Raw genomic sequence first — 12,528 nt, forward strand, 5'->3', positions numbered from 1 at the left:
GAAATTCATGAAGTTCACCGACGGCTACTGGCGCAAACGTGACGGCCTCACCGTGCTGCACCCCGCACACCTGCAGGACACCCAGCCCGGGGCGGACTCGCTGACCGCCTGGGCCGCGGTCCGGCGGATCCACCACCGCGGCGACACCCTGAACGCGCCTCTGATCACCGTCACCTGCACCGCCCCGGCGCCCGACGTCATCCGGGTGACCATCGAGCACTTCCAGGGAGAGCGTTCCCTAACCCCGAATTTCCACATTTCGGAGTCGCCGGGCGACGTGACGGTCGACGCCACCTCGATCACGTCGGGGGCGCTGACCGCCCGCTTCTCCGACGGCGACAACTGGGCGCTCGACTTCCTGGCCGACGGTAGACGGCTCACCGGCAGCGGGTGGAAGGGCATGGGCGTCGTCACCGGGCCGGACGGCGACTACATCCACGAGCAGCTCGACCTCGGCGTCGGGCACGCCGTCTACGGCCTGGGGGAGCGGTTCGGGCCGCTGGTCAAGAACGGGCAGACCGTCGACGTCTGGCAGGAGGACGGCGGCACCAGCAGCGAACAGTCCTACAAGAACGTCCCGTTCTACTTCACCAACGGCGGGTACGGCGTCCTCGTCGACCACCCCGGCAAGGTGTCCTTCGAGGTCGCCTCCGAGATGGTCACCCGCACCCAGTTCAGCGTCGCCGGGCAGCGCCTCTCCTACCTGGTGATCTACGGCCCCACCCCGGCCGACGTCATCCGCAAGTACACCGCGCTGACCGGCCGGCCCGCCTTGCCGCCGGCCTGGTCCTTCGGCCTGTGGCTGACCACCAGCTTCACCACCGACTACGACGAGGAGACGGTCAACAAGTTCGTCGGCGGCATGGCCGACCGCGACCTGCCGCTGTCGGTCTTCCACTTCGACTGCTTCTGGATGCGCGAGTTCAACTGGTGCGACTTCGAATGGGACTCCCGAGTCTTCCCCGACCCGCCGGGCATGCTCAAACGCCTCGCCGACCGGGGACTCAAGACCTGCCTGTGGATCAACCCGTACATCGCCCAGCGCTCCCCGCTCTTCGCCGAGGGCAAATCCAAGGGCTTCCTGGTACGCCGGCCCAACGGTGACGTCTTCCAATGGGACCTGTGGCAGGCCGGCATGGCCCTCGTCGACTTCACCAACCCGGAAGCCCGCGAGTGGTACGCCGGGAAACTCCGCGCCCTGGCCGAGATGGGCGTCGACGCGTTCAAATCCGACTTCGGCGAACGCGTGCCCACCGACGTGGTGTGGCACGACGGCTCCGACCCGGAGCGGATGCACAACTACTACACGCAGCTCTACAACGAGGTCGTCTTCGACGTGCTGCGCGAGGTCAAGGGCGAGGGCGAGGCCGTCCTGTTCGCCCGCTCGGCCACCGTCGGCGGCCAGCAGTTCCCGGTCCACTGGGGCGGCGACAACTCCAGCACCTTCGAGTCGATGGCGGAGAGCCTGCGCGGCGGCCTGTCCCTGATGTCGTCCGGTTTCGGTTTCTGGAGCCACGACATCGGCGGCTTCGAGGGCATGCCGGACCCGGCCGTGTTCAAACGCTGGGTGGCGTTCGGCCTGCTGTCCTCACACAGCCGCCTGCACGGCAGCTCCTCGTACCGGGTGCCGTGGCTGTTCGACGAGGAGGCGGTGGACGTGCTGCGCTCGTTCACCCACCTCAAGCACCGGCTGATGCCCTACATCTACGCCGCCGCCCGCGAGGCCCACCTGACCGGCCTGCCGGTGATGCGCCCGATGGCCGTCGCCTTCCCGGCCGACCCGGCCGTGACCTACCTGGACCGCCAGTACATGCTCGGCCCGGACCTGCTGGTCGCCCCGGTCTTCGCCGCCGCGGGCGACGTCTCCTACTACGTCCCGGCCGGCCGCTGGACCCGTTACCTTCCCGCCACCGGAACCGCCACGACCGTCGAAGGCCCCGCCTGGATCCAGGAGACTCACGGCTTCGACACCGCCCCCCTGCTGGTCCGCCCCGGAACGGTGCTCCCGGTCGGAGCCCGCCAGGACCGTCCCGACTACGACTACCGCGACGGCGTCACCCTGCACCTCTTCGAACCCGCCCCCGGTAAGACGGCAGTCGTCGTCCCCGGCCCCGCCGGCGCCGACACCGTCTTCACCGTCTCGGTCGAAGGCTCCCAGATCGTCGTCGGCCGCATGGGCCACCCGCTGCCCTGGAACGTCAAGCTCGGCGACACGGTCACCGAACTCGCCGCCGACCAGGACAGTTGCACCCTCACCCTGGGCTGACAGCCCTCGCGGGTGTGTGGAGTTCGGGCGCATACAACGGCCGAACTCCACACACCTTCAGTGACCGGGGCCGTCCAGTGCCTCCACCATGCGCTCGAACCGTCCCACGAGATCCGGCCGGATCGGCGCGACCTTCTCCAGGAGAGCGTTGCGCTCGGCGGGGTCGGCCAGCTCCGTGGGAAGGCTCCGCAGTTTCGACTTCTCGAAGACCCGCACCAGCGCGTCCGTGATCAGCACCGCGTCCAGCTCCCGCACGGATTGCTGGAGGATCTCATCCAGTACAGCGGCGATCTTCTCATCGGCTTCCGAGTCCCTGCCGTAGAAGTGCAGCAGGCAACGAAGGACATCATTGCGTAACGGCCGAAGCACGAGGTCGGCGTTGATGAACATTTCCAGGAAATCGGCGCAATCCTGAGCGGTAGCTGTCTCATCCGTGCAGAGACGATTCAACGTCAGCTTCATCACCCTGCTGCATGCGTCCAAGCCCACGGTGTCCGCGTCCGCGCCGCGGGTGAGGACGTTAGCGGCGGCGATGGTCGTGGCTGTCGAATAGTCGCTCGGCGATGGGCGAACGAAGAGTTTGGCGAAGAGGTGCGCCGGCGAGACGAGGGCTTGATCTGTGCTGCCGGCCGCCTCGGCGAAATTGTTGAAATGCGTGATCGGATCGTGGGCGAACGGCTCCAGCGCATGGTGCGCCATGTCGTCGAGCACCCCGCACTGGAAATAGGCCTTGCGGTGCACCTCGAGCGGATTGAGATCGGGGTGCTGTGAATACTGGTCAGGTCCGGTCGGCTCGATCTCGAAAGTCCAGCGGATGTCCACCACCGGCATGGTCGGCGGCGCGGAGGCCAGCTCCAGTCCGAGGTCGCGCCGGTCGTTCTCCCAGAGGCGGTCCAGGTCGATGGTGGCGACCAGGCTCGTCCAGCCGTCCACGGACAGCTGGGAACGCCACAACAGAGCCTGCGCATGCCACGGATCCACCGGATCGTCCTGCTCCGGGTACAGCTCGCGGGCCCGCACCGGCCCGGTGCAGAGGGCCAGGAGCAGGAGATTGGCGGCGTAGGTCGCGTAGCGCCCCGGCTCGCTCGCCGTCATCGGGAGGTAGCCGGCGTAGCGGGTGCCGGGTGGCGTGTGGTTGACCGTCCGGAACAGGCGCAGCGCCACCTGCCGGACGTCGTCGCGCACACCGGCCGGGGCGGACGACGCCAGTGCCTGGAGGAAGTCGACGACCGGGGCGCGCAGGCACAGCGGCTGGAACGACAGCAGCGCCCGCAGCAGCTCGTCGTCCGCCGGGGCCGCGTCGAACGACAGGATCGACGCCGCCTCCCGGGCCGCCACGTCCCGGATCACCTGCCAGGTCAGGCGCGCGACGAAGTATTCAGCGAAGGTGGCGTGCAGGAACTCGTACGTCTGGATGCGGTTGTCGTCCCGGAGCGCCCGCGCCCGGTGGATGAAGAAGAACCGGCCGAGCGTCAGCTCGGCGGCCTCCAGCGGCGCGCGGAGATCGGGGTCCGGCGCCCGGCGCGGGGGACTGCCGAACGGCAGGGCGGCGAGGTCGAGACCCAGGTCGGCTTCGGTGACCCAGAGCGCGGCCCGGTTGAACATCGCGAACGCCACCACGGACAGCCGCCGCAGCTCGGTCTCCACGGCCGCCGCCAGCTCTCGCTCGGACAGGCCGGGATGATGCTTGGTGATCTCCCGGATCGCGAAGCTGCGCAGCAACCGCTCATAGAGCTCGTCGGCGCGCAGGTCGGCGCCGGAGCGTTGCAGGGCGTTGCCGTCGGCGTCGTAGAGCGCCAGCATCAGCAGCAGCAACGGCTGCTCGGCGAGCACGGGGTGGGCCAGCACCGTGGCGGCGGGCAGCGGGTCGAGACCGCGGGCCGTGAAGTTGCCGGTGTTGACCTCGTTCCAGATCGCCAGCCAGGTGGCCACCCGCTCGTCGTCGAACGGTTCGAGGCGCACGGCGACGGTCTGCTCGGGCGCGCGGGCCCGGTCGGCGACCGCTGTCCGTGTCGTGACGATCACCGCGACCGGGCGGCCCTGCTCCGCCTCGCGCTGCTGGAACCTGGCGACCTTGACGAGATAGTCGGTCTGGCTCACGCCGACCGCCTGCAGCAGCTCGTCGAAACCGTCCAGCATGATCACCGGAAGCGCGTCGCCGGCCGCCCTGGACAGCTCCGGCCAATCGGCCCGCTCGCCGGTGGACCGGCGGAACGCGTGCTCGATCTGGTCCTGCAGGTCACCGGTGACCGGGGCGTCGCGCAACACGACCCGCACCGGCATGAAGTCGGCGGGTGGCAGCCGGGCCCCCAGCACCCGGGTCAGCACCGATTTGCCGGAGCCGGGCTGCCCGAGCACCAGCAGCGGCGCACGAACCGCCTGCGGCGAGGTCAGATGGCCCACCAGGAAGTCCTGGAGGTCCTCGCGTGCCGGGCGCCCGGACCACCAGGACTCTTCGCTGATCATCGAGGCCGCCGCCACGTCGGCGGCCCGGAAGCGGGGCGGCACGTAGGCCTGCCCGAGAGTGGGCATCCGGATGCCGTCGGGGACGTCGCCCGACTCGGCCACCCGGCGGCTCAGCTCCGCCCGGTTCGCCGCGTCCAGGCTCCGCCGCCGGTCACCGGGCGCGCGGCCGGTCGAGATCGACAGGAGGATCTCCTCCAGGCCGGCGAGCGCCGCCCGGGTGTCGGCGAGCGCCGCCCGGGTGGACCGGTGCTCCCGCTGGCCGGCCCAGCAGGCCACCTCCGGGAACTCGGCCACCAGCTGCCGGAAGGACTCGTCGTAGCGCTCGCAGGCCCGCTGCGGCGTGGCTCGCAGGGCTGTCAGGAAACGTGCGCGCCCGGTCTCGTCCAGACTCTCCCAGCCTGCGAGCCCGCTCAGGAAACGGTGCAGGACGTCGATCATCGCGGTGTATCGCCGCCGGAGCGCCGCGAGGTAGTCCTCCGGGGACTGCTGAGGGCTGGGCTGCCACTCGGCGATGGATCGGAGGGCCTCCACCATCCAGCCGAGCCCCGACTCCGGAACGGTGCCGCCGCTGCCGGCCAGGGTGAGCTGCTCGGCTTTCGTGGGTTGCAGGTCGGTGAAGCGGGACGGCAGGTCGGCCTCGTCGAGGGCCTCGAAGAAGGAGGCGACGGCGATGACCGTCAGCGCCGCCTCCAGACGCTCGGTGCGGTCGTAGCGGGACAGGCCGCTCTTGCGCTCGGACAGGCCCCGGACCAGGTCGTGACTCAGGCGGACCAGGTCGGCCTTGTAGTCGAACCAGCCCAGCACATCGCCCACGAACGGAGCCGTGCCGGCCATCAGCCACCCGGCCGTCTTCTCCAGGGCGGTGACGACCTTGCTGTCCTGGCCGCCGAGGATCCGGGCGGCGTCTGCGTAACTCAGCGACCTTGCCACGGATCCATTCTGGACCGGGGGTACGACAAACCCGCCGGCCCGGGGCCCGGCTTCGTCATGGACACCGGTTGGGGTGGACGTCAGCGTGCACAACGCGGCCGGTACGGCCGGTGTCTGGATGGTGCGCAGCAATCACGAGAAGCGTCCGGCGGCCCGTTCTTCCGGTCGTTGTTGCGCAGCGGCAGCACGGCCTCACCCGATCCGTACGAGATCGTCTGGTACGACATGGCCAACACCGAGGCCCAGCGGTACGGGTTGGACCGTACATCCTCGGTCCACCGACGGCGGCGCCCCGTCGAGCAGCCTCTACGCCAGGAACATCACCACCTCGTGGGCGGACTCGCTCGGCATCAAGGGCTATGTGCCCGCCTCGAGCCGCGGCCGGGTCGCCGGCATCAACGGCCGTGACACCGCGTACACGTACACCGTCGCATTCGCCGTCGCCGCACGCTGCGTATCGGCCTGTCCGCCAGGTATGCGGGCGGCCGCCATCGGGTGTCGGTCAACGGCTGGACGTCGTCGATCCCGGCCGACTCCGGAACCCGCAGCCTGACGGTGGGCGCGTCCGCTCGTACATGTCGACGCTGACGTACGCGATCCTGGCGTCGGCGTTCCAGACCGACACCAGCCAGTGGAACATCCTGAGATTGTCGGTGGTCAGCGGTTCCTCCGGCGACACCTACCTGAGCCCCGGCGTCGCCTTCGACTGCATCGACCTCCTCGTCTGACACCCCGGCCGGCGGCGCTGCGGCGCCGGCCGGTCACGGTCGCCTCTCGGCACGACGGATCTCCCGCAGACTCCTGGCCAGGTCGGGTCGTTGTCGCGCCACCTCGTCGAACGCCTCCGCGGTGGCGAAGCGGTCGATCAGTACGCGGGGGATCGCCAGACCGAGATCCTTCAGTCTGGCCACGACCTCGGCCGCGGTCAGATGATCGAGCAGCCGGCCCGTCCAGCCGATGGGTGCGTGGGTCCGGTCGATCACGTCGGCGATGAGCATGGCCAGGCTCAAGTCGCTGCGGTGGTGGGAGCCGAGGAACCGCAGCGCGCACCGGATGATTCCGGACGCCAAGGCGTTCACGACCTCGGTCCGGGTGCTTCCCCCGATGATCCGGAGCACATGGGCGGTGAGCCGGGGCGTGGCGGAGGGATCAGCGGCGAGCAGCGCCAGCAACGCGCTGCCGTACCGGAGGTAGTCGTCGTCGGACCATTGCGGGAAGTCCGAGGAGATGATCTTGGCTGCCTGGTGGTAGGTGGTCTCCCGATGTTCCGTCCGGCTGCCGTCGAGGGGCGTCATCAACAGTCGGAGGAGCGTGTGCGCTGCCGACGGGCACGCGTCGGCGGACCAGCCGACGAAGGTGTTGAGACCGATGCCCAGACCGGTCGTCATCGGCTCCAGCGCGTTGTGCAGGGCATCGTTCGTTCTCCCGCCGACGAAATGGGCGCTGCGGCGTAGAGCCTCGCCGTGCAGGTCGACGTAGTTCCAGGTGAAGCCACGACGATTGTGGTTCTCCGGCGGGAAGCCGAACGTCCAGTACATGTCGAGGGCCGGTGTTACCCACGATCCGTCGTCCATGCCGAGCCGCATGACCCGGCGGTCGCCGTCCCACAGGCGCTCGATCGTCAGCGTGCGGACGAACCCGTGCCAGGTGTCGTCACTGAACTGGGACTGCCACAGGAGCGCCTGGCTGCTCCACGCCCGCACCGGATCGATGCCGGGAAAGAGATCGTCGGTGCTCACCTCGTCGCCGGCGCAGGCGATCAGCAGCAGGAGATTCGCGCTGTAGACGGCATACTTCCCCGGCTCGCTGTGACGGCACGGCCGATATCCGGTGTAGCGGTTGTCCGGAGGTGAGTACGGGACCGACCGGAACAACCGCAGCAGCAGCCCGCGAAGCGCCGCGAGCTCTGCGGGGCCCGACTCCGCCATCATCGCCCGGAGGAAGCGGATCACCGCCTGCCGGAGGCTGAGGGGTTCGTAGGAGAGCAGCGCCCGCAGGCGGCCGTCGTCGGCGGTCTCAGCGGCGAACGGCCCGGCCGTCACTGTCTCCCGGGCCGCCATGGCCCGCAGGATCTGCCAGGTGAGGCGGGCCACGAAGAACTCACCGAAGGTGGCGTGCAGGAATTCGTAGGTTCCCCGGTGCTGCTCGCCGTGCTCGCTGCGAGCCCGGTGGATGAAGAAGAACCTGCCGATCGCCAGATCGGCGGCCCGCAACGGGGTCCGTAGATCCGCCCCGGTCTTCGCGCGGGCCATTCCGAGAAACCCGGTCAGGTCGCGGTCGAGGTCGTCTTCGGAGATCCACAGGGCGGCTCGGTTGAACATCGCGAACGCGACGACGGACAGTTGCAGCAGTTCGTTCTCGACGGCTGCCGCCAGCTCGCGCTCGCTGAGATCGCTCCGGCTCTTACGAACCTCGCGGACGGCGAAACTGCGCAGTAGCCGCTCATAGAGCTGGTCGGCGCGAAGATCGCTGTCGCCTCGTTGCAGAGCGTTGGCGTCCGCGTCGTAGAGAGCGAGCATCAACAGCAGCAGCGGCTGTTCGGCGAGTTCGGGGTGGGTCAGCGCGGCGGCCGGGGTCAGGGGCGCCAGACCGCGCGCGGCCAGGACGGACGCGTTCGTGGCGTTCCAGACCTCCAGCCAGTCGGTCACCTGTTTCCGATCGAACGGCTCCAGACGGATCGCCACGGCATGTTCCGGCGCCTGTGCCCGGTCGGCGACCGCCGTCCGCGTGGTCACCAGCACAGCGACCGGTCGTCCCTGGGTGGCCTCGCGACGCTGGAAATCAGCCACGCGCGTCAGGTAGTCGCTCTGGCTGACCCCGAGAGCCTGGAGCAGTTCGTCGAAGCCGTCCAGCAGGATCACCGGCATCGCGTCACCGGACGAGCCGACCAGGCCGGGCCATTCCACCCGGTCACCGGTGGCGGCGCGGATGGCGTGTTCGAGTTGGTCCTGCAGATCGGCCGCAGCGGGCGCGGAGCGCAGCTCGACCCGGACCGGAAGGAAGTCGGCGGCCGGCAGTCGCGCCGCGAGCACCTTGGTGAGCACCGACTTCCCCGATCCGGGTTGACCGAGCACCAGCAGCGGAGCCCGGCTCGCTTGCGGTGAGGTGAGGTGTCCGATCAGGAAGTCTTCGATGTCGTCGCGGACGGGCAGGCCGCTCCACCACTGCTCGTCGCTCACCCGGACGCCCGGCAGCACGTCGGACACCCTGAACCGGGACGGCCGGTATGCCTGACCGAGCGACGGCATGTGGATTCCGCCGGGTGCGTTGCCGGTCTCGACGATCGGCTCGTTCAGAGCGGCGCGGTAGGCGTCGGTCAGGGCGGCCCGGCGGACGCCTGGCGCCTGGCCGGTGGAGATTCGCAGCAGCGTCTCCTCGACGGCGGCGAGAGCGGCACGGGTGGCGCGCTGCTCGTGCTGGCTCGCCCAGCGGGCCACCTCGGGGAACTCGGCCGCCAAGGTGCGGAACGAATCCTGGTACCTCGCGCAGGCGTGGTCCGGAACCAGGCGTAGCGCCACGTCGAAAAGTTCGCGGGAGGCTCGTGGAAGCTGGTCCCCGAGCGCGAGGCCGGTGACGAATCCGCCGAAGGATTTCGCAAGATCCACATAGTAGCGGCGCAGCCGGGTCAGGAACGCTTCCGGCGGCTCCTGTGGGGTCGGCATGGGAAGACTGTTGGACATGACCGTGGCGAGGAAGGTGCCCGGGCCCGGCCCGAGGACGACCGGGTCGTGCCGGGAGGCGGCGCGGCGGGCGACGGCCAACTGTTCCGCCTTGGTCAGTTCCATCTCGGCGAGTTCCACGGGCAACTGCATCTCGGTGAGAGCCTCGAAGAAGGCGGTCACGACGATGACGGTGTGGGCGGCTTCGAGGCGTTCGGTGCGGCCGTAGCGGGACAGGCCGCTGCGGTGTTCGGCGAGGTTGCGGACGAGTTCGTTGCTCAGGCGGACGAAGTCGGCCTTGGCGTCGAACCAGCTCAGCACCGCGTCCGCCACCGGCGCGGTGCCGAGCATGAGGACGCCGGCGATCTTCTCCAGGGCGGTGATGATCTTGCTGTTCTGGCCGCCGAGAAGGCGAGCGGCGTCGGCGTAGCTCAGCGACCGTGCCATCGCTCCATCATGGGCGTCCGCGGCGGGATCGGCGAACGGGCACCGATACGGGCACCGATACGGGCACCGATACGGGCACCGACGGTGCAACGAGGCAGGTGGGCTGGGCGTACCGGGAGGTCACCCGGGGGATGGGCATCCGGTCGCGCCGCCGCCGGTGTGGTCCGGAGGAGCCGCATAGTGGCGTCCGGTTCCAGTCTCGGGTGGGAGGTGGGCGGGAATGCGCAGGGTCGATCACCGTCGCCGCGTGCGGCGGCTCGGGGGAGTGGTGGCCGCCGTTCTGATGGTCGTGCTCGGGGGCTGTTCCGGTTCGGACGAGTTCGATCCGCCGGAGGGGCCGCTGTCGTCGGTCTCGGTCACCCCGCATCCACTCGACGCGTCGAGCCGGGCCGGTGGCGAGGCGGGCCCGGCCGGCGGCGAGGCGGGCCCGGGCGCGGTGTCCGCACCGGTGACGGCATCGGCCGCGGCGTTGCCGGCGCTGCCGTTGAGGCCGCCGCCCGCCGATCGGCTGCCGGCGGGGCCGGGACTCGATCGGGTGCCGGTCGGACCGGGACCCGATCGGCTGCCGTCCGGGCCGAGAAGCCGCATCGAGAAGCCGAGCGGGCCCGGCGGCGGGAGAACGGCCGGTCCGGGGCCGCGTACCGGCAAGCCGGTACGGCCGGCGCCCACGGTGACGGCGCCGGTGCCGACGACGTCACCGTCGCCGTCGGTGGAGCCGCGCCGCCGGCCGGGCTGGCTCCAGGACCTGCTGATCTCGACGCCCGGCTGGGGATGCGGCGGCGGGAAGCCCGGCGGATCGGACGAGATCTACGTCGTGCAGCGGCTCCAGGCCGCGCAGGTGTGCCTGAATTACGCCAAGCGCCGCGAACCGGTGTTCCGCCTCCGGTCGCCGAGCGGCGTGGAGACCCGGCTGCCCGGCTTCTACGGCGGGTCCATGTCCGGCTGGGAGTGGCCGGTACGGCCCGGCGCGCCCGGTTCCCCGCTGACCGAGTCGGGCATCCACCGCTTCGAGGTCGTGGGCGAGGTGGACACCGGCACCGAGGAGGCGCCGGGCGCCGCGATCGTGGAGACCCGCGGTGAGATCATCGTGGTGCCGTCCCGTGAGCCCCGGACCGCGTTCTCGGTCGGTGCGGCGATCGGCGCTCCCGGCGCGTTCCGTCCGGGCGGCGCGGCCGGCGTGTTCCCGCCGGGAGCGGCCGTCGCGATCCGTGCGGCCGGTTACCGGCCCGGCAGCCGGGTGCTGGTCACGGTCTACCGCGACCGCGGCGTGTCGCCGGGCTTCGAGGTGCTCACCGACCTGCCCGATCTGGTGGTGGACGGGCGGGGCGAGGGGGAGATCCGGTGGACGCTGCCCCGGCAGCCACGGAGTTACGGGATCTGGGTGGAGCCGGAGCCGGTCGAGCCGGAACGGCTGAACAACGGCCTGACCTGGTACTTCGGGGTGAGGGGCTGAATGGGCGTGCGGCAGCGCCGTCCGGCCCGGGAGGGCGAGACCTTCCTGGACTGGGCGGTGAAGTACGCGTCCCCGCTGCTCACCGTCGCCGGGGTGCTGCTGTACGGGGTGCTGCGCCTGGCCTACGTCACCTTCTACATGCAGTTGCGGGCGACCCCGCAGGAGGTCGGCTACGGCTACGTCGAGATCCTGTCCAGCCAGCTGATCGGCACCGTCGAGCTGGTCCTGGTGGTCGCCGTGCTGCTGTTCGGGCCGGCGGTGGCGGTCCGCGGCGGATACGGCCTGTTCCGGCCGCTCCGGCGGCCGTGGCGGGAGGCGGCCGCCCGGCTGGCCGCGCAGTGTGCCCTGGCGGCGGTCGCGCTGGTGTTGACGCTGCTGCCGGTCGCGGCGTGGCTGGCCGGCACCGAGGCCCGCAAGGGTTACCTGGTCCGCAACGTGTACCTGGCCTACCTGCCGCGGATCCCGGTGCTGGCGGTGCAGGCGGTCCCGGCGTCGGCGGCGTGGAGCGCCGAGCACCCGGATCGCCTGCTCAATCTGATGGATCGCCGCTGTCTGCTCTATCTCGGGCAGAACCCGGTGACGACCGTCTTCTACGACGTGAAGACCCGGGACAGCCTGCGCGTCCCGACCGCCCAGATCATCGTCCAGATCAAGAACCGGCGGTCGGTCCCGGTGGACTGCTGAACCGGCGGGCCAGGTCCCGGTGGTGGGCGGCGGCCTTCGCGGCGTCGCCGCCGCTCACCGGGGACCCGGGCATCGGCCCGAGCGCCGCGACCTGGTCGGCGAGCCGGGAGTGCTGCCCGGCGGCGTAGATCAGCGCCGGTACGGCCATGCCTCCTACCGCGGCCGCCGCCGGAAGCGCCGCCCGGCGCGGATCGCGAAGGTCACCGGCGACGAACTCCCGTTTGAGTTCCAGCCCGGCGACGAAGAAGAGGATCGCCGGAAGGCCGTCGGCGGCCCACGCTGACAGGGACAGGTCGAGGTGCCATTCCGCCGGGCCGACGGTGCCGGCGGCCAGATCCTGGTAGTTGTTTACCCATGGGGAGTTCGCCCAGGCCAGCGCGAGGATCGTGGCGCCGAGCAGGAGCAGCCCACCAACGGTCTCGGTGCGCAGGATGTCGGCGACGCGGCGGGCCTCGGGCCAGGACCCGCGGGAGAGGAGCGTCATCGGGATCCTTCGGGTACGCGGACGGGACCGCTGACCGGACTTCCCAGCACACCGCGGACCACTTCACGTGACCTTCATGTTCCATCGTGTGTGCCGGGCAGCGGCGCGGGTAACGTCCCGTCCGGAGGGGCCGAAGGAC

At 70.5% G+C, this 12,528-nt stretch carries 6 protein-coding genes and 1 pseudogene; 4 read left to right on the forward strand and 3 right to left on the reverse strand.

Translation table 11 applies throughout. The features are described 5' to 3' along the window. The first annotated feature begins 7 nt into the window (after positions 1-7). Entirely contained in the window at positions 8-2,266 is a 2,259-nt protein-coding gene (gene yicI, locus Aut01nite_RS24725) for an alpha-xylosidase (protein WP_043522324.1), read from the forward strand. A 57-nt stretch (positions 2,267-2,323) separates the two neighbouring features. On the opposite strand, the gene Aut01nite_RS24730 is transcribed toward yicI, so the two are convergent. Further along, the gene (locus Aut01nite_RS24730) at positions 2,324-5,662 is read right to left on the reverse strand and encodes an NACHT domain-containing protein (protein ID WP_052163166.1); all 3,339 of its coding nucleotides are present in this window, start codon (positions 5,660-5,662) and stop codon (positions 2,324-2,326) included. A 575-nt stretch (positions 5,663-6,237) separates the two neighbouring features. On the opposite strand from Aut01nite_RS24730, the gene Aut01nite_RS24735 reads away from it, so the two are divergent. Further along, positions 6,238-6,390 (forward strand): hypothetical protein, encoded by a 153-nt coding sequence (locus tag Aut01nite_RS24735; RefSeq protein ID WP_161790578.1) that lies wholly within the window; start codon positions 6,238-6,240, stop codon positions 6,388-6,390. A 33-nt stretch (positions 6,391-6,423) separates the two neighbouring features. On the opposite strand, the gene Aut01nite_RS24740 is transcribed toward Aut01nite_RS24735, so the two are convergent. Beyond that, positions 6,424-9,768, reverse strand: a complete 3,345-nt coding sequence (locus Aut01nite_RS24740) for an NACHT domain-containing protein (RefSeq protein WP_052163167.1) — start codon at positions 9,766-9,768, stop codon at positions 6,424-6,426. A gap of 220 nt (positions 9,769-9,988) precedes the next feature. On the opposite strand from Aut01nite_RS24740, the gene Aut01nite_RS24745 reads away from it, so the two are divergent. Both Aut01nite_RS24745 and Aut01nite_RS24750 read left to right on the forward strand, forming a co-directional pair. Beyond that, positions 9,989-11,221, forward strand: a complete 1,233-nt coding sequence (locus Aut01nite_RS24745) for a hypothetical protein (RefSeq protein ID WP_152628472.1) — start codon at positions 9,989-9,991, stop codon at positions 11,219-11,221. Then, positions 11,222-11,905, forward strand: a complete 684-nt coding sequence (locus Aut01nite_RS24750) for a hypothetical protein (RefSeq protein ID WP_043522327.1) — start codon at positions 11,222-11,224, stop codon at positions 11,903-11,905. 118 nt (positions 11,906-12,023) lie between these two features. Here Aut01nite_RS24750 and Aut01nite_RS24755 read toward each other — a convergent pair. Beyond that, positions 12,024-12,389 (reverse strand): annotated as a pseudogene (locus tag Aut01nite_RS24755) (Na+/H+ antiporter NhaA); the annotation flags it as partial. Between the last annotated feature and the right edge of the window lie 139 nt (positions 12,390-12,528).

The organism is Actinoplanes utahensis (assembly GCF_016862455.1).
Lineage (GTDB): Bacteria > Actinomycetota > Actinomycetes > Mycobacteriales > Micromonosporaceae > Actinoplanes > Actinoplanes utahensis.